At 39.9% G+C, this 17,387-nt stretch carries 14 protein-coding genes, 1 riboswitch and 1 other annotated feature; of the genes, 4 read left to right on the forward strand and 10 right to left on the reverse strand.

The features are described from left to right. The first annotated feature begins 135 nt into the window (after positions 1 to 135). The 3 genes from CEQ21_RS12050 (at position 136) to CEQ21_RS12060 (ending at position 6,834) form a co-directional block, all read left to right on the forward strand. Positions 136 to 2,037, forward strand: coding sequence for a terpene cyclase/mutase family protein (locus CEQ21_RS12050; protein ID WP_185764795.1), 1,902 nt, complete (start codon positions 136 to 138; stop codon positions 2,035 to 2,037). Between the two features lie 74 nt (positions 2,038 to 2,111). Continuing rightward, positions 2,112 to 2,356 (forward strand) — a binding site (T-box leader). Between the two features lie 83 nt (positions 2,357 to 2,439). Beyond that, entirely contained in the window at positions 2,440 to 5,529 is a 3,090-nt protein-coding gene (ileS, locus tag CEQ21_RS12055) for an isoleucine--tRNA ligase (RefSeq protein WP_185764796.1), read from the forward strand. A gap of 126 nt (positions 5,530 to 5,655) precedes the next feature. Then, positions 5,656 to 6,834, forward strand: coding sequence for a DHH family phosphoesterase (locus CEQ21_RS12060; RefSeq protein ID WP_185764797.1), 1,179 nt, complete (start codon positions 5,656 to 5,658; stop codon positions 6,832 to 6,834). Between the two features lie 77 nt (positions 6,835 to 6,911). On the opposite strand, the gene CEQ21_RS12065 is transcribed toward CEQ21_RS12060, so the two are convergent. The 10 genes from CEQ21_RS12065 to CEQ21_RS12110 all read right to left on the reverse strand — a co-directional run bounded on the left by CEQ21_RS12065 (position 6,912) and on the right by CEQ21_RS12110 (position 15,262). Then, positions 6,912 to 7,517, reverse strand: coding sequence for an NAD(P)-dependent oxidoreductase (locus tag CEQ21_RS12065; RefSeq protein WP_185764798.1), 606 nt, complete (start codon positions 7,515 to 7,517; stop codon positions 6,912 to 6,914). Continuing rightward, on the reverse strand, positions 7,498 to 8,256 hold the full coding sequence (locus CEQ21_RS12070) for a sirohydrochlorin chelatase (RefSeq protein ID WP_185764799.1): 759 nt from the start codon (positions 8,254 to 8,256) through the stop codon (positions 7,498 to 7,500). The genes CEQ21_RS12065 and CEQ21_RS12070 overlap by 20 nt, the downstream gene beginning before the upstream one ends. Next, positions 8,256 to 9,029 (reverse strand): uroporphyrinogen-III C-methyltransferase, encoded by a 774-nt coding sequence (cobA, locus tag CEQ21_RS12075; RefSeq protein WP_185764800.1) that lies wholly within the window; start codon positions 9,027 to 9,029, stop codon positions 8,256 to 8,258. The genes CEQ21_RS12070 and cobA overlap by 1 nt, the downstream gene beginning before the upstream one ends. 112 nt (positions 9,030 to 9,141) lie before the next feature. Next, positions 9,142 to 9,753 (reverse strand): adenylyl-sulfate kinase, encoded by a 612-nt coding sequence (cysC, locus tag CEQ21_RS12080; protein ID WP_185764801.1) that lies wholly within the window; start codon positions 9,751 to 9,753, stop codon positions 9,142 to 9,144. Between the two features lie 17 nt (positions 9,754 to 9,770). Beyond that, positions 9,771 to 10,919, reverse strand: coding sequence for a sulfate adenylyltransferase (sat, locus tag CEQ21_RS12085; RefSeq protein ID WP_185764802.1), 1,149 nt, complete (start codon positions 10,917 to 10,919; stop codon positions 9,771 to 9,773). Positions 10,920 to 10,995: 76 nt separating this feature from the next. Further along, the gene (locus CEQ21_RS12090; protein WP_185767252.1) at positions 10,996 to 12,069 is read right to left on the reverse strand and encodes an inorganic phosphate transporter; all 1,074 of its coding nucleotides are present in this window, start codon (positions 12,067 to 12,069) and stop codon (positions 10,996 to 10,998) included. A gap of 22 nt (positions 12,070 to 12,091) precedes the next feature. Continuing rightward, the gene (locus CEQ21_RS12095) at positions 12,092 to 12,838 is read right to left on the reverse strand and encodes a phosphoadenylyl-sulfate reductase (protein ID WP_185764803.1); all 747 of its coding nucleotides are present in this window, start codon (positions 12,836 to 12,838) and stop codon (positions 12,092 to 12,094) included. An 84-nt stretch (positions 12,839 to 12,922) separates the two neighbouring features. Next, complete coding sequence (locus CEQ21_RS12100; RefSeq protein WP_185764804.1) at positions 12,923 to 13,069, reverse strand: YezD family protein; 147 nt, start codon at positions 13,067 to 13,069, stop codon at positions 12,923 to 12,925. A 92-nt stretch (positions 13,070 to 13,161) separates the two neighbouring features. Beyond that, positions 13,162 to 13,274: riboswitch (SAM riboswitch) on the reverse strand. Between the two features lie 350 nt (positions 13,275 to 13,624). Next, positions 13,625 to 14,209 carry an ECF transporter S component gene (locus tag CEQ21_RS12105; RefSeq protein WP_185764805.1) on the reverse strand — a complete coding sequence of 195 codons (585 nt, stop codon included), beginning with the start codon at positions 14,207 to 14,209 and terminating at the stop codon, positions 13,625 to 13,627. 147 nt (positions 14,210 to 14,356) lie between these two features. After that, positions 14,357 to 15,262 carry a LysR family transcriptional regulator gene (locus CEQ21_RS12110; RefSeq protein WP_185764806.1) on the reverse strand — a complete coding sequence of 302 codons (906 nt, stop codon included), beginning with the start codon at positions 15,260 to 15,262 and terminating at the stop codon, positions 14,357 to 14,359. A 307-nt stretch (positions 15,263 to 15,569) separates the two neighbouring features. Here CEQ21_RS12110 and CEQ21_RS12115 point away from each other — a divergent pair, with 307 nt between their 5' ends. Beyond that, positions 15,570 to 17,384, forward strand: a complete 1,815-nt coding sequence (locus tag CEQ21_RS12115; protein WP_185767253.1) for an assimilatory sulfite reductase (NADPH) flavoprotein subunit — start codon at positions 15,570 to 15,572, stop codon at positions 17,382 to 17,384. The last annotated feature ends 3 nt before the right edge of the window (positions 17,385 to 17,387 follow it).

Below are 17,387 nucleotides of genomic sequence, written 5' to 3' on the forward strand. Positions count from 1 at the left end.
TCTTTCTTACGTTTTTTCTTTCCATATACCTCAATTCTCCCCTCTAAAAACCGCTTCCATTTTTTTCTTTCCCTTTTCAATCATGATAACCTAGCTTAACCGCATACCTTAGAAAATAGAATAACGTTACCCGAGGTGATTACTTTGGAAACAGAACTGATTGTTATGGAACAAAAACGGAGAGTAGCTGAACTTGCGAGCCTGCAACATAAAGACGGCTCCTTTCACTTTCGTTTTCAAGGCAGTTTAATGACAGATGCCTTCTTTATCATTACATGCAGGGCGCTGGATATGAAAACAGAGGAAGCAAACATTAAGCTACTTGTTGATTCATTGCAAGCCTCGCAACAGAAGGAAGGCTATTGGAAAGCATATCAAGATGAACCGAACGGCCATTTATCTGCAACAATTATCGCTTATACTGCGCTTTTATATTCCGGATATGTGAATCGTACCGATGAAAATATGAAAAAAGCAAAAACCTTTATAGTGGAGAACGGAGGCATTTCTAAGGCACATTTTATGATTAGGTGGATGCTTTCAGTCAATGGACTTTATCCTTGGTCTAAAATGATATACGTTCCCATGACTTTTTTGCTGCTGCCTTCCTTCCAACCACTTAATTTCTTTCAATTCAGCGCATATGCACGTATCCATTTCATCCCGATGCTCCTTGCCTCTAATAAAAAATTCACCATCAAAGATGGTAACAAACCAGACCTAAGCGACCTACATATTAGAAACGACGAAACTTCCCCTGCCATTGATTATATAGAAGATGAAAGATCTCCTTTTTCGTTTGTTTGGAAGGAAATGAAAAGGATTGGGAAATGGCCCAGCTACCTTCATCAGCTTGGCTATTACTATGCAGAGAAATATATATTAGACCGGCTTGAGGAGGACGGAACATTATACAGCTATGCAAGTGCAACTTTTTTTATGATTTACGGGCTTCTGTCACTCGGCTATCGTAAAGACTCACCAATTATCCAAAAGGCTATGTCAGGACTCTCCGCCCTTATTGACAAGAAAGGAACATATGCCCATTTGGAGAATTCAACAAGCACGGTATGGGACACAGCTTTGATTAGCTACAGCCTGCAAGAAGCAGGCTGTTTACCAAGCGATGAGTTAATCTCCAAATCTGTTGACTATCTTTTAAAAAAGCAGCATACAAAATTAGGAGACTGGCATGTTCATAATAAAGGGACCTCTCCTGGGGGCTGGGGGTTCTCTGATATTAATACAAATAATCCAGATAATGATGACACCTCTGCTGCATTAAGAGCCTTAACAAGATCAACCACCAATAGTAAAGTCATTCACGCGGCCTGGCAGCGTGGGACTAACTTTCTGCTGTCCATGCAAAACAAAGATGGTGGTTGGGGAGCGTTCGAAAAAAATACAGATTGGGAGCTTCTTCAGCATGTGCCGATTGAAAATGCCAAAGATGCTGCTGTCGACCCATCTACACCTGACTTGACAGGCAGAGTACTTGAATATTTAGGAAATTTTTCCGGGTTAACTGCAAACCACCCTCACGTAAAAGCCTCTGTTCAATGGCTTCAAGATAATCAAGAGAAAGATGGCTCTTGGTACGGACGCTGGGGTGTTTGCTATATTTATGGTACATGGGCAGCAATCACTGGATTACGGGCTGCTGGCTTCTCCAAAAAACATGCGAGTATAGCAAAAGGTGTCAAATGGTTGAAATCCGTTCAAAGACAGGATGGTGGCTGGGGTGAATCATGCCGAAGCAGTGAAAAGCGCACCTTTATCTCCCTTCCTTTTAGTACAGATTCCCAAACTGCCTGGGCAATTGATGCCCTGGTTGCCGCAGGTGAATCAAAAAGTGAGGCAGTTACAAGAGGACTAAAATTTCTTTTGACAAAAAACAAGGATACAGAGAGCATCTATCCAACAGGCATTGGACTGCCTGGACAATTCTATATTCATTACCATAGCTACAACAAAATCTATCCCTTATTGGCAATATCCCATTATTTGCAGTCACTAAAAAGCACAACTTCCGTATAGTATATTACTACAGCTATTATCTCTTGAATAAAAAAATGATAAGTGCTATTATATACAAAACATTCCAGAATTTATAAAAATCGATGAAGAGAACAAGTATGTCTTGGCATGAATTTACAGCGAGCCGGGTATGGTGGAAGCCGGCAAATGAATCCAGACAGAAAAATCATCTCTGAGATGCAAGGCTGAAATAAAGTAAGCCTTGCCGGGACTTCCACCGTTAACAAGGAACACGTATGATGGTACGTTGACTAAGAGCTGACTGCTTATTGCAGCAGAATTTGGGTGGTAACGCGGGTATATAACACTCGTCCCTTTTTATAGGGACGGGTGTTTTTTATTTACTCCATAATCATGTTCCGGTATTTTCTGGTAAGCATTCACCTTAAAGGAGGATTTATCATGGAAAAAAGCCAACAGCAAACGCAAGCAGAAAGAGAGAAAAAGATACGCTTATTTTGGGAGCAGGAGCATATTTTTGAAAAGTCAGTTGAAGCAAGACAGAATCAAGAATCCTTTGTTTTCTACGAGGGTCCACCTACTGCTAATGGTATGCCACATGTAGGCCATGCACTTGGCAGAACAATTAAGGATATCATCGCACGTTACCAGACAATGGCAGGTAAGCAGGTTGTCCGCAAGGCTGGCTGGGACACACACGGTCTACCAGTTGAACTTGGCGTTGAGAAGGCTTTAGGCATCTCTGGTAAGCAAGCAATTGAAGAATATGGAGTAGAGGCATTTATTCAAAAATGTAAGGAAAGCGTCTTTTCCTATGAAAAGCAATGGCGGGATTTTACGAAGGAATTAGGCTATTGGGTAGACATGGAAAATCCCTATATGACCATGAGCAATGAATACATTGAGTCTGTGTGGCATATCCTCGGCACCATTCATGACAAAGGACTGCTATACAAAGGACATAAGGTTTCTCCCTACTGCCCAAGCTGTCAAACATCCTTAAGCTCCCATGAGGTTGCGCAAGGCTATAAAGATGTGAAAGACTTGAGCGCAACTGTTAAATTTAAACTAAAAGGCAGGGATAACGAGTTTATCCTCGGTTGGACGACAACGCCTTGGACTTTACCAGCAAATGTTGCGCTTGCGGTTAACTCCAAGCTTGAATATGTTCGGATACAGACAGGTTCTGAAATCCTTATCACAGCTAAAGCGCTTGCCCAAAAAGCTATGTCAGCAGACAGCGTTATTCTCGAAACATTAGAAGGCAGCGACTTGCTCGGACTTCACTATGAAGCACCGTTTTCCTTCACCACTGTCGAAAAGGGCCATTATGTCGTCCACGGAGATTTTGTTACAGCAGACAGTGGAACAGGTATTGTCCATATTGCACCTGCATACGGGGAAGACGATTATCGTCTTGTTCAGGAAAATGATCTGTCCTTCGTTCAAGTCGTTGATGGGAGTGGTAAATATACAAAAGCAGTCACTCCATTAGCAGGCAGATTTGTTAAAGACTGTGACGTGGATATCATCAAGCTGCTGCATGAAAAAGGCTTATTATTTCATAAAGAAAAATATGAACATTCCTATCCTCATTGCTGGCGATGTGACTCTCCCCTTCTTTATTATGCGCTTGAAAGCTGGTTCATCCAAACAACGGCTGTCAAGGAAGCAATGATAGCAAATAACCAGCAGGTAAACTGGTATCCAGACCATATAAAGGATGGACGCTTCGGAAATTTTCTTGAGCAATTGGTAGATTGGAACATCAGCCGCAGCAGGTATTGGGGAACACCTTTAAATGTTTGGGAATGTCCTGCATGTAAAAAACAAACAGCTCCAAAAAGCATCGCTGATTTAGCGAACCTAACAGACAGTAATTTGGGTGAGCTTGAGCTTCATAAGCCCTATGTTGATAAAGTTACATTCCCTTGTGCTTCCTGTAGCACGCTGATGGTGCGCACACCTGAGGTAATCGACGTTTGGTTCGACAGTGGCTCCATGCCCTTTGCACAATATCATGCACCATTTGAAAACAAAGAACTATGGAAAAGCCAGTATCCAGCAGATGTAGTTGTTGAGGGCATTGACCAAACACGCGGCTGGTTTTATTCCTTATTAGCTGTATCCACACTTTATAATGGAGAGCTGCCATATAGAAATGTATTAGCAACAGGCCATGTACTTGATGAAAATGGGCAGAAAATGTCTAAAAGCAAAGGAAATGCACTCGATCCAGTTGAGCTTATCCATGAATATGGAGCCGACTCATTAAGATGGGCATTAATTGAAGACAGCGCTCCATGGAACCAGAAAAGATTTTCCGTTAAAAATGTCCAAGAAGCAAAGTCTAAACTAATCGATACATTAACAAGCCTCCACCATTTTTATACGCTGTATGCTGACATTGATGGATTTAATCCACAAACAACACTTATGGAAGCTAGTACGTTAACATTAATGGACAAATGGGCTAATTCTCGTCTTGCTTTGACTGTTTCGCAAGTAAATAAGGAAATGGAAAACTTCCAGCTGACAAATGCTGCAAGGCATATCGGCAATTTGCTTGAGGATGTCAGCAACTGGTATATCCGTCGAAACAGAGAACGGTTTTGGAGTGAAGGAATGACCGCAGACAAAATCTGCGCTTACCATACCCTTTATAATTTGCTTGTACAAATAACAAAGCTGCTTGCACCATTTACGCCTTTTACAGCTGAAGATATACATTTTAAACTGACAGGAAGAAGTGTTCATTTGGAGGATTTTCCAAAAAGCGCTGAATCGGCCATTGATTTAGAGCTTGAGCAGGAAATGAACGCAGTCAGAGAAATTGTAGAGCTTGGCAGAAGTATTCGCCATCAGACTCAAGTCAAAACAAAACAGCCTTTGGCCATGATGGCAATCATTTCAAACGATCTAGCCTCTGATGTACTGCGAAGCTTTAGTGAAATCATCAAGAGTGAACTGAATGTGAAACAGATAGATTGGGCCGAATCGAGCAAAGGATATATACAGCATAGCCTTAAGCTTCACTTTAAAAATGCCGGCAAGCGCCTCGGCAAGCTGGCAAATCCCGCTAATCATGCCCTCTCCAATCTCACACAGAAAGAGATTGAGTATTTTCTTAACAATGGGCACTTGAGTTTAAATGTGGATGGACAGCAAGTAGAGCTTCAAAAAGAAGATGTGCTTGTTTATAAGTCTGCTTCTATGTCAGGCTATAGTGAGGCATCAAATAGGAACTTTACTGTTATAATAGATACGAGCATCACCGCTGAGTTGGCACAGGAAGGTCTCATAAGAGATTTTATTCGCTCTGTTCAAGACTTACGAAAGCAGAAAAACCTACCTGTGGAAAAGCGTATTGATCTTAAGCTTGGCGGGTCTGAGGAATTTCTTTCACTAGTAAGAGAACACGAGAGCCTTATCAGCAGTGGAATTCTTATGAATAACATCTATTATCAGATGTCAGATTATATGGTTGAAATGCAAGTAGGCGACTATCAGGTTTTTGTTTCTTTTGATTAATTAATGAAAAGACCTAAGTATCATCCTTAGGTCTTCTCTTTTTTATGTTCTAATAAGAAGAATTATTCGCGATAGTTGTTCTATTTTTTCCATATTAGATTATACTATTGGGCAGAGGTGAAAAAAATGTATAAATTATTATCGCATAACGACTTGGATGGCGTTGGCTGTGGAATCATCGCAAAGCTTGCCTTTGGAGAAAGCGTCGAGGTCCGCTATAATTCCGTTTCCAGCCTAAATCTAGAAGTGGAAAGATTCCTTGATCACAAACCTGAGGATACCTTCCTAATTGTGACAGACCTGTCTGTAAGTGAGGAAAATGCTATCAGGCTTGATGATTATTATAAGAAGGGTGGCAAGGTTCAACTTATTGATCATCATAAAACAGCCTTGCACCTTAATGATTTTGAATGGGGACATGTTTTAGTAGAAGATGCAGACGGTGTATCTACCTGTGCAACTTCTTTATTGTATGAATACCTTGTAAAAAACGGGCATCTAACAGCTTCTGACAGCATGGCAGAGTTTGTTGAGCTTGTCAGACAATACGATACTTGGGATTGGGAGAAGAATGAAAACTTTGACGCCCAAAGGCTTAATGCACTATTTTATTTAATTTCTTTTGACGAATTTGTAGAAAAAATGGTGGATAGACTGGCAAACAGTGATCACTTCTACTTTGATGAAGTGGAAAAACAGATTCTCGATTTAGAAGAAAAGAAAATTGAACGCTATATCCGCCGAAAAAGGCGCGAGCTAGTTCAAGCACAGATTGACGGTTATTTTGCTGGAGTTGTTTATGCTGAATCCTATCATTCAGAGCTAGGCAATGAGTTAGGCAAGGATTATCCTCATCTGGATTATATCGCAATACTTAACATTGGCGGAAAAAGGGTCGGCTTCCGCACCATTCATGATCATGTCGATGTTTCCAAGATTGCTGGTACATATGGTGGAGGCGGACATGTTAAGGCTTCCGGCTGCACAATGACAAATGAAGCATATAAAAGCTTTGTGACAGATACATTCCCACTGGAACCATTAAGGGAAGATCCAAGAAAGAACGATTATAACAAGAAAAATTCTCCATTAGGTACACTCTATGAAAACAAACACGATGAGTTGTTTTATTTGTATCCAGCCGGCAAGCAGCAATGGGTCATCAACAAAAAGAAGACCAAGCTGCCTGAAACGTTTTCCTCCTTCCAAGAAGGCGAAAACTTCTTAAAGAGAAATCACGGTGCATGGATGTGCAAGGATGACAAATATGTCCGTTATGTAATGGAATTTGTAAAATCTAAATAATAAAGTAAAGCCTGCCGCTAGCATATCGGCAGGCTTTAATCGTAAGAAAAGCAAAAAACCTCTAACATCCTCGCTTGTTAGAAGTTTTGGAAAAGCCTATGAAAGTCCTTTCTTAACAAAGAGGACTGTCTATATTTATTATCCGTAATTTCCTCTAGCAATCCTTTTTTATCTGCAGGAGTAAGATTGGCCTTTTTAATCATTTCCCGGGCATTAAACAGAAAATCCAAATATTCCTCCATGTCCTCATCATACTCTTGTGCCCAGCTCTCTTTAATTTTTTTTGCCAATATCGGGCTTGCCCCCATTGTGGAGACACTTAATGTTAGCTTGCCCCTTTGAAGGCTAGCTGGTATATGGCAATTTCCACTTGCTGTTGCTGAAGCATCATTTACCAACATTGTGTCACTCAGCTTACTTGCAATAGTATGATTTGTTTGCGGATTATTTGTTGCTGCGACAACAAAAAAGGCTCCTTCAAAATCAACATCTGCCACTTTTCTTTTTACTGCTGCAATTATTCCCTTTCGCTCAAGCTCCTCAAGCTCTGGGCAGATTTCAGGGCTGATGACTGTAATTCTTGCATCTGCTTTCAGGAGTGCGCGCACCTTCCTTAGCGCAATACTGCCTCCTCCGGCAACGACACATTTTTTATCCTTCATATCAACCATTAAGGGGAACATACTTATCAGCCTCTGTCGCTTCTTTAATTCTGTCTTTCAAAATGCTTGAGATAGATGGGTGATAGCCTAAATAGCTGCAAAGCTCATACTGTTTTTCTGCATTCGAAAGTGAATTTATTGTTTTTTTCATCGTATTCATCAAGATTCCAGTGAACAATAAATAGGGAATTACGATGATATTTTCGTAAGAAGATTGGTTTGCAGCCAAAAGCGCATCCTCAAAGCTTGGAGAAGCTGCTGTTAAATAGCAATCCTCGACTTTTATTCCAGCAAGTGAACTCTCCACCATATCTCCTATTTCTCTTAAATCACGTTTCACATCTGGATCACTGCTCCCCCTGCCAACTAAAAGAACAAGAGCATCCTTTGCTTTATATGATTGTGACTGCTTAATTTTATGGGCCACAATCTCTGCCATTTTCTCATGCACACCTATCGGACGCCCATAATGCAATTTAACATCTGGAAATTCCTTCACAAGCTCGTCAAGAACTTCAGGAATATCAGCCTTCGCATGAGCAGCTGTCAGTAAAAGGACGGGCACAGCATAAATAGACGACGCACCTTTAGCTACACATGCCTTGAAGCCTTCCTCAATACTAGGTTCAGACAACTCAAGAAAAGAATATTCCTGAATAGGGTAATTGCTTTCCTTCATACATTCCTTTATGAAGGCTATTGCCTGATCGCTTGCTTCCTTTACCCTGCTGCCATGGCATATATATAAAACAGCTTCCATTATAAAACCACTTCTTTCGCTAATGAATCTTCAAATGAATTTTCAAACCACTGGATTTTTTCTCGCATCCGAACAACCTCACCAATAATAATCATACACGGGTTCTCAATCTTTCCTTTTTCCGCATCCTCTACAGCCTTGTCTAAAGTTGTAACAATTGTTTTTTGGCTGCTTGTTGTACCCCAATTAATTAATGCAACAGGTGTATCTCCGCTTTTTTGGAAGGAAAGCAGCTTTTCTCTTATATTAGGCAGGTTTCTCACACCCATATAAATAGCAAGTGTATCAATATGACATAGCGCTTCCCATTTAATGCTGTCCTCTTCCCCGTTTTTCATATGTCCTGTAACAAACGCAAAGGAAGAACCATAGTTTCTATGTGTGACAGGTATGCCTGCATAGCTCGGTGCAGCAATACCTGCAGTAATGCCTGGCACAATTTCAAATGGTATTTGGTTTTTAGCTAATTCTTCCGCTTCTTCTCCGCCTCTGCCAAAAACAAATGGGTCTCCCCCTTTGAGCCTTGTTACGATTTTCCCTCTTTTTGCATGCTTCACAAGTGTCTGATTGATTAATTCCTGTTTCATGACATGATGATGCGGCAGCTTCCCGCAGTAAATTAGCTCAGCTTTCGGTTTTGCATAGTGCAGTAGCTCCTCATTGACAAGACGGTCATAAACAATGACATCAGCATTCTTAATGCAATTCAGCCCTTTAACTGTAATTAAATCTGGATCTCCAGGTCCAGCTCCTACTAAATATACTTTCCCCACTATTTCACCTTCCCTCTGTTACTGCAGCAAAGCCCTTAAAACAGGCGATATTAACAGAAAGGAATTATAGGATTCTCACAAACGAGATACTATAATTCCTTTTTTCTATCATCTATATGTTTCTATAATAGCCTTTTTCTTGCAAAAATTGAACAATTTGTTCTACACAATCTTCAATGGAAGATTTTTCTGTATCAATCACGATCTCCGGATTTGCTGGTTCCTCATATGGAGAACTGATTCCAGTGAAATCTTTAATTATTCCTTGTCTCGCCTTTTCATAAAGACCTTTAGGATCTCTTGCCTCACAAGCCTCAAGCGAGCACTTTACATATACTTCAACGAACTCATCATCTTCAAGCAATGCTCTTACTTCTTCGCGATCATTTCGGAAAGGAGAAATAAATGCTGTCAGCACCACTTGGCCGCTGTCTACAAACAGCTTGCTGACCTCACCGATTCTGCGAATGTTTTCCTTTCTGTCCTCTTCCGAGAAACCAAGGTCCTTATTGATTCCGAACCGGATATTATCACCATCCAGCACATATGTGTTTGTTTCATCCTGAAACAATCGCTCTGCAACTGCATTTGCTACAGATGATTTTCCTGAACCAGATAGCCCAGTGAACCATAATACATAGCTGTGATGCTTGCTTTTCTCTCTTCTGCGTCCTTTTGTTACTGTCTGGTCATGCCAAGTAATATTTGTACTTTTGCCGCTCATTTCCATATCCCCCTGTATTATGAATGGATCTCTTGGTTCTTTAAGCCTTTTATCAGCACTTCCACTACCTCTTTGCGGCTGAATGTGCTTGGCGGAATTTCACCATTTCTTAGAAGCTCGCGCACCTTTGTTCCAGATAAAATTTCGTGATGCTCCTTGTCATGAGGGCATGTTTTCGTTGATGCCATATTTTCACACTTTCTGCAATAGAAGCTATGTTCAAAGAACAGCAGGTTAATGCCTAATTCTTCTGATGTAAATTGGTCGAAGATTCTTTGGGCATCATATGTGCCATAATAATTGCCAACACCAGCATGATCACGTCCAACGATAAAATGAGTGCAGCCGTAGTTTTTTCTTACAAGCGCATGGAATACCGCTTCTCTTGGCCCAGCATAACGCATTGCAGCAGGGAATACAGCAAGGAATACACGATCCTCAGGATAGTAGTTTTTCAATAAAACCTGATAGCTTTCCATACGTACATCTGCTGGAATATCGTCTGATTTTGTTTCGCCTACTAGCGGGTTCAAGAATAAACCATCAACTGTTTCCAGAGCAGTTTTTTGAATGTATTCGTGTGCACGGTGCACAGGATTTCTTGTTTGGAAGCCGACAACTGTGCTCCAGCCTTTATTTTGAAACACTTCTCGCGTATCCTTTGGCTCTAAATAAAAGCTTTCAAATTTAGTGCGTTTTAGTTTTTTCAACAATTTGATAGCTCCACCAATATACACATCGCCTCTATCAAATACTTTCTTCACACCAGGATGAGCCAAATCTGCAGTGCGGTAGACAGCCTCTGCCTCTTGTGTTTTGTTTGGTGTATATTTGTCTTCCACTGTAAGTACACCGTATACCTCTCCATTATGAACAAGCTTAACTGTTTCGTTTAGTTCAAGATTACTTGCTTGCTCCTCTGAAACAGGAAGTGTAATCGGAATACTCCAAATTTTTCCTGAAGCAAGCCTCATATTTTGGACAACAGATTCATAGTCCTTTTGAGACAAAAATCCAGTCAATGGACTGAAAGCACCATTGCCGATCAATTCAAGATCACTTAATGCAACCCCGTCGATTTCAAGCTCCTTTGTTAATCCACTGATATCATAATTAGGTTCCCATAAATTGATTAGTGTTCCTCCATGAGGTTTGCTTAATGACATAATGTTTGCACCTATCCTTCCAATTACTAGTTAGTTATATTAGTATTATATTTTAATAGAAACGGCTTTGACCCTATCAAATGCCGCCACCATCCTCATATACAGAGCGACTGTCTTCCTTTATCGATTTAACAAGACTTAATGTCCCTAATGTAGCGATACATACACTTGTCAAAACAAGTACATTGTAAAAATCATTTTTGATGAAAAGCTGTACAAGGCAATAGGATATGACGAGCGACAAAACAGGTGAAACAATCCATACTTTTATAATGCGATGAATCATTTGCTTTTTGAATAGCCCCATGCCATTCTTCGCAACGCCAATGCCAATTATTGCTGTGCTCGTAACTTGAGTCAAAGGCACAGGCAATCCAAAAACAGATGCGATTGTTACTAAGCTCGCTCCTATGCTGGAAATAACTCCACCCTCAAGCTTGCTGAATTGGACAATTTTTTTTCCATTTGTCTGCAGTACTCTGCCACCAAGCAGCATAGCACCAACACTAATTGCCAAGCCTCCTAATAAAATCCCGCTGTTCATCGAGATAAGGTTGGCTCCTACCATTGGTCCAACAGCATTAGCGACATTATTCATCCCTGCCGAAAATGCTTCAAAAAAGCCAACAATAATAACAAAAACAGATAAGTACCGCTGCGATTTGCTCGCTTTCAGCCACGTGTATTTCCTTTCAGCTCTTATAATCAATTTCCCTGCTGTAAGTGCAATTCCAAAAGAAATGAAGGGAATAAGAACCCAAAAGAAAACAATCCATAAAATATGTCCTATAAAAATACTTTTATAGGCAACTCCGACACCAACAACACTGCCGACAGTGATTTCACTTGTTGATAAGGGTATTCCCATTAGATTTGCGATAAACAGGGAAAGGGCAGCAGAGGACAAAATAATCAAAACAATATTTGCATTTAATAAGCTGCTTGGGATAAGGCCCTCCCCGATTGTCTTGACTACTTCACTTCCTCCTAATACTGCTCCTAGAAAAATTGCCACACCACATACAAGAAGGGCATGCCTTTTTTTCGGGATAGCACCTGAACCATATGCAACCCCAAGGCTTGCTGCTGCTCCACTTGCTCCGATGTTCATTGCAAAAAATAGCGACATTAAACCGGCAAGAATAATCATCATAATATTTGTTTCCTTCTAGTTATTGTAAATGCAGCCCACATTCGGTTTTCCCTTTTCCTGTCCATCTTCCTGAGCGTAAATCATCCATAGAGAACGCAGGCTGTGTGCATGTTCTGCAGCCGATGCTCGGATAGCCATTATCATGAAGAACATTATAATCAAGCTGATTTTTATGAGCGTATCTCCATACATCCTTCCAAGTCCAGTGAATTAGCGGACATACTTTAATACTTTTAAATTTTTTGTCTGTATTAATATACTCTGTGTTAGCCCTCGCACCGCCCTGTTCTCTTCTCAAGCCTGAAATCCAAGCTGTAGAACCCGAGAGAACAGAATTCAACGGAATAATTTTTCTAATTTCACAGCATTTATTTGGATTCGTTGTCCAAAGCTCATCACCGTACTGCTCTGCTTGCTCGTCCAAGGTCAATTCTGGTTTTTTCATTTCAATTTGCAATTGCGGATATTTCTGTTTCACTTTTGCGATTAATTCATATGTTTCCTTAAAGTGCACGTCAGTATCTAAAAACACAATCTTAGCATTTTCTTTTACCTTCGATATTAAATCAATCAGAACAATTCCTTCTATTCCAAAACTGCAGGCATAAACAATTTCTTCTTCATACGTATCATAGGCCCATTCCAAAACTTCCAAAGCACCTTTTGTTTCCGTGTCGCTTGGAAAGGCCGGCAGTCTATAACTATCGATATTTTCATAAGTTAATAGTCCACTCAAGTCGCATACTCCCTTTCGCTTTGTGTGCATTGCACCGTTTTACGCGCGCAAAAAAGACAGCTTTAACACGATACATATGTGCCAAAACTGCCTCTAGTTTCTCTAGTCAGCATTTTATTTACCAAGTCGGATTTTTTCACTTTTTTCAATTTGAATGACTTTTCCATCCTGAACAATTAAAGTAATGGAGCCGAACTTCATATTCTTTAACATTTCCTCCAACTGATCTTTAATTTTATCCAGTTGATTTGTTTCCCCCATTAACAAATCCCTCCTACAAACAAAAAACTATACTGTTATTCATGGAATAAAAAAATCTTTCCATCTCCGGAAAGAAACAAGGTAATATAACTACCTTATCTTTCAAAATGGAGACCATTTTGTTGGACTTAGCACCTTGCTCTTCTTTCAATTGCAGGTTGCTGGACATCATCGGGCCAATTCCCTCTGTCACTCTTGATAAGCATTGTTTTTTCTAAATTTTATCACAATTGATTATATTGTCAACAAGTTTTACTAGTTGTTTAGTCGGAATTAAATCATTAAACATTTATAATTTTCCAATAACCATATACTAGCATATGCTTAAATAAAAAATAAGCAGCATGTCTTAAAAACCTTATGCCAAAAAAACCCACCTTTTATGGTGGGTCGTTTTTTAAAGCAATCAATGAAGTGGGTCAGATCTGCCGCTTAAGGCTTGTCCTGCTTCATCAATGTGTATATTAACTCTTGCAAGGCCCAATTGCACAAATACCGACAAGCTCACCATTCAATGCTAATTATTAACAGCACAAAAAAAAGCAGCCAAGGCGGCTACTTTCTTAATCTTAATAACGGTTTTGAAATAATGGGCGCAAGTATACCGGAAAGGATTGCTTCTGTTACACCATTAGTACCTACAATCGTTAAAAGTGCAGGCAAAAGCTTATCCATGTCCATCTCTAAAAAGTTCGCATATGGCTCACGATAAAATAAATAAATGAGTCCAAGTACTAATACAGTGTTTGTTAAAGAACCGAGCACACCAGCAATACTCATTCTTACTGTATCACTGAGCTTTTCACTAAGGATTCGATGAAACACATATGCAGCAACAACACCAATTAAAACCCGAGGCAGCACAGATATGAGCGGATTTGTGAAAACAATTGGCGCAATTGGGCTGGTCGGGGCGACAAATGCTCTGATAAATGTAATCAGTCCCCAAATACCGCCAACAATGGCCCCTTCCTTTGGTCCAAGGACAATAGCTGCGATAATGACCGTCACCTGAATAATCGTCAAACTAAGCGGTCCAATCGGGATATATCCTAAAAACGGGATTGTCGTTTGAATAATAATAATGGCAGAAAGCATCCCTAATAGGACAATTCGGAATGTCTTATTTTTCTTGTTCATAACTTAACTCCTTTTAACGAAAAAAATCTTCTTCGTTATCATACTACAAAATACAAAAGAGACAATAGGTGACAGACTAAAAAAAGCCTTATTTCTAGCTATTTGCGGTTTATCGTTTCTTATGCATTTTTTTATATAAAAGCATGTCTATTTATCCTGCTCTTCATGAAACGGATATTTCTTATTCAATGCTTGAATGAATGTTTTTACATTTTGCTTTTCCTTCATAATTGGCGAGTACACATAGGAGAGTGTCCTTTTGAATACTTCCTTCTCAAGAGTGATTGCAGAAAGATTTCCTGCCTGAATATCCCTTTCGATCACACATTTCGATAAAAGCGTTAAACCCATACCATTAATGACCGTTTCTTTAATCGCCTGGTTGCTGCTTATAGAAAGAAGTGCCCCTACCTTCAATGCGTTGGAACGAATCACATGGTCCAAATATTCCCTTGTGCCTGAACCTATCTCACGAGTTATCCATGCTTGGTTTTGCAGATCCTTCATAGGTACCTTTTCCTTATTAGCAAGGGGATGCTTAGCAGAAGAAACAACAAACAGCTCGTCCTCCATAAAGGGATGGACAGAAATTTCCTTGTCATTTGTTTGACCCTCAATCAAACCAATATCAACCTGGTAGCGTCTCACCGATTCTACTACCTCTTCTGTGTTACCAATTGTTACTTGCAAGGCCAAATCTGGATGAGTTGTTTGAAGCTCAAGCAAAAGTGGCGGTAATATATACTCACCAATCGTAAAGCTCGCACCTATCTTTAAATCTCCTTTAATGGCATGATGGTGCTCTAATATATGCTGCCTTGTTTGTTCATATAAAGTGATCATCTGAACTGCACAGTCATAAAGAATTTCTCCAGTAGGAGTCACCTTTAAATATTTTGGCGACCTTTCAAATAATTTTGTTTGAAATTCCTTTTCCAAATTTTTAATATGAAGACTGACACTTGGCTGAGACATTAAGAGGATTTCAGCTGTTTTAGTAAAATTCTTTACTTCTACGAGTGTGACAAATGTTTTTAACGCATCATATTGCAACAAAAACACTCCCTTTCATCAGATGAATCCATTTTTTTGTTTATAAAAATTATGAAAGCTATTATTAAGATTCTTAATAGCTCCTATAAGTTAAATGTATTTTACTAATTCTTTAACATCCAGTAAAGTACAATTATATATGCATTAAGAATATACCTTTTTTTAATTAACAAATGATTCTACCTAAAATCCGATTTGTCTTATTGGATTAATAAATTTAGAATCTATATCTTAGTTACAAATGAAAAATATGACTAAATAACAATGTTGAACAAATGGAATCGATTTTTTTAAAGAGGTGAATATGTTGCAATTACTAGTAACGAACAGTCCTTTTAACCAGGAACAAACAGAGCTGTTGAACCGTCTTTTACCAACCTTATCCGAAAGTCAAAAAATATGGCTGAATGGCTATCTTTCTGCATCATTATCTGTCAGCGCAAATGCGGCCGTTTCAACTGCTGCAGCAGTTGCACCAGTTGCTGCTGAACCAGCTTCTAAGGAGGTTACGATCCTTTTCGGATCACAAACAGGAAATGCGCAAAACCTTGCCAAAAAAAGTGCGAAAATACTGACAGATAAAGGTTTTCAAGTCATTACATTATCAATGAGCGACTTTAAGCCAAATAATATTAAGAAACTCCATAATTTACTTATTATTGTCAGCACACATGGAGAAGGAGACCCGCCAGATACAGCCTTAACATTCCATGAATTCCTGCATGGCAAAAGAGCGCCAAAATTAGAGAACTTAAACTTCTCCGTTTTGTCTCTCGGCGATAGTTCTTATGAATTCTTCTGTCAAACTGGTAAGGAATTTGATGAACGCTTAGAGGAAATCGGCGGCAAGCGCCTGTTACCACGCGTTGACTGTGATTTGGATTTTGAAGAACCGGCAAATGAATGGCTTGAAGGTGTTTTAAACGAGCTTGGTAACACAAGCACAGCCGCTCCAAGCGCAGAAACACAAGAATTAGCAACGCTCTCAGAAACAGAATATTCAAGATCACACCCTTTCCTTGCAGAAGTACTGGACATCCAGAACCTTAATGGCAGAGGCTCAATTAAAGAAACACTTCATATTGAGCTTTCGCTTGAAAACTCTGGTCTAACATACAAACCTGGAGACAGTCTTGGAATTTATCCAAAAAATGAGCCAGAGCTTGTTGACCTGCTGCTTTCGGAGCTTTCCCTTCATGCAGAGGAGACTGTGTCTATAAATAAAAAAGGCGAGATACGCTCTATTAAGGAAGCTCTTCTTTCCGAATTTGAAATAACTGTTCTTACAAAGCCTTTAATAGAAAAATTCACAGCGTACTCGACAAACGAATCGTTGCAGAATCTTCTTAAAAAGGAAAACCAGGATAAATTGAAAGCGTATATTGATGGACGAGACTTGCTCGATTTAATTAAGGACTTCGGACCTTGGAACTTTACCGCGCAAACCTTTGTTGCACAATTACGTAAATTACCTGCCCGCCTGTACTCCATTGCGAGCAGCTATACTGCAAATCCTGAAGAAGTTCACCTGACGATCGGAGCTGTCCGCTACAATGCACATGACCGTGACCGGAAAGGTGTTTGCTCCATTCTTTGTGCGGAGCGTCTAAGCCCAGGTGATAAAATTCCTGTATTTATTCAGCAAAACGAAAACTTTAAGCTGCCTGAAAATCCCGAAACTCCTATCATTATGGTAGGACCAGGCACAGGAATTGCTCCATTCCGCTCCTTCCTGCAAGAGCGTGAGGAAGCAGGAGTTGAAGGAAAATCATGGCTGTTCTTTGGAGATCAGCATTTTGTCACAGACTTCCTTTACCAAACAGAATGGCAAAACTATATTAAAGATGGGGTATTAACAAAAATGAACGTCGCATTCTCCCGCGACACTGCCGAAAAAGTTTATGTTCAGCATCGTATGCTTGAGCACAGCAAGGAATTATTCGAGTGGTTGCAGGAAGGTGCCGCAGTTTATATTTGTGGCGATGAAAAGCATATGGCCCATGATGTGCACCAGACATTAATTAGTATCATTGAAAAAGAAGGCAATCTCAACCGTGAAGATGCCGAAAAATATCTTGCAGCGATGCAGCAGGACAAACGCTACCAGCGTGATGTTTATTAAGAA

It is taken from the genome of Niallia circulans (assembly GCF_007273535.1).
Lineage (GTDB): Bacteria > Bacillota > Bacilli > Bacillales > Cytobacillaceae > Niallia > Niallia circulans_B.

Excerpts from the sequence above, each read along its gene's own strand:
- ileS (WP_185764796.1), top strand. The coding sequence starts at position 2,440 with ATGGAAAAAAGCCAACAGCAAACGCAAGCAGAAAGAGAGAAAAAGATA.
- CEQ21_RS12060 (WP_185764797.1), top strand. The coding sequence starts at position 5,656 with ATGTATAAATTATTATCGCATAACGACTTGGATGGCGTTGGCTGTGGA.
- CEQ21_RS12065 (WP_185764798.1), bottom strand. The coding sequence starts at position 7,517 with ATGTTCCCCTTAATGGTTGATATGAAGGATAAAAAATGTGTCGTTGCC.
- CEQ21_RS12070 (WP_185764799.1), bottom strand. The coding sequence starts at position 8,256 with ATGGAAGCTGTTTTATATATATGCCATGGCAGCAGGGTAAAGGAAGCA.
- cysC (WP_185764801.1), bottom strand. The coding sequence starts at position 9,753 with ATGAGCGGCAAAAGTACAAATATTACTTGGCATGACCAGACAGTAACA.
- sat (WP_185764802.1), bottom strand. The coding sequence starts at position 10,919 with ATGTCATTAAGCAAACCTCATGGAGGAACACTAATCAATTTATGGGAA.
- CEQ21_RS12090 (WP_185767252.1), bottom strand. The coding sequence starts at position 12,069 with ATGATTATTCTTGCCGGTTTAATGTCGCTATTTTTTGCAATGAACATC.
- CEQ21_RS12095 (WP_185764803.1), bottom strand. The coding sequence starts at position 12,838 with ATGCACACAAAGCGAAAGGGAGTATGCGACTTGAGTGGACTATTAACT.
- CEQ21_RS12100 (WP_185764804.1), bottom strand. The coding sequence starts at position 13,069 with ATGGGGGAAACAAATCAACTGGATAAAATTAAAGATCAGTTGGAGGAA.
- CEQ21_RS12105 (WP_185764805.1), bottom strand. The coding sequence starts at position 14,209 with ATGAACAAGAAAAATAAGACATTCCGAATTGTCCTATTAGGGATGCTT.